General features: G+C 37.5%; 1 protein-coding gene. It reads left to right on the top strand.

Going from position 1 to position 413, the window contains the following annotated elements; translation table 11 throughout:
* Window positions 1-413: cob(I)yrinic acid a,c-diamide adenosyltransferase (locus AOA61_RS21900; protein WP_099602712.1), on the top strand; the 413-nt coding region annotated here is incomplete at both ends.

Here is a 413-nt window from a genome sequence, read left to right as displayed (position 1 = left end):
GGATTAACCTTAGTCTATACAGGAAATGGAAAGGGAAAAACAACGTCTGCATTAGGACTAGCTTTAAGGGCGATAGGTAGAGATTTTAACGTGAAAATATTCCAATTTATAAAATCCCCTGAGAGATCCTATGGAGAAAAAATTGCATTGGAAAAACTAGGAGTGGATATGATTCAACTTGGAATTGGCTTTACATGGACAAAAACTCCAGAAGAACATAGAGAGGCTTTGAGAAAAGGGTGGCCTCGTACACGGGAAGCCGTGATGAGTGGGGAGTATGATTTAGTCATACTAGATGAATTGAATAATGCCCTAGCAATTAACCAATTTCCAATTGATGATGTTTTACCAATTCAGGAAGTAATAGATGTAGTTAAAAATAAACCTGATCATGTTCATCTTGTGATCACCGG

The organism is Pseudomonas sp. 2995-1 (assembly GCF_002742505.1).
Taxonomy (GTDB): domain Bacteria; phylum Pseudomonadota; class Gammaproteobacteria; order Pseudomonadales; family Pseudomonadaceae; genus Aquipseudomonas; species Aquipseudomonas sivasensis.
The sequence above is the reverse complement of the archived record's forward strand: the minus strand, read 5'-3'. Positions and strand labels throughout refer to the sequence as shown.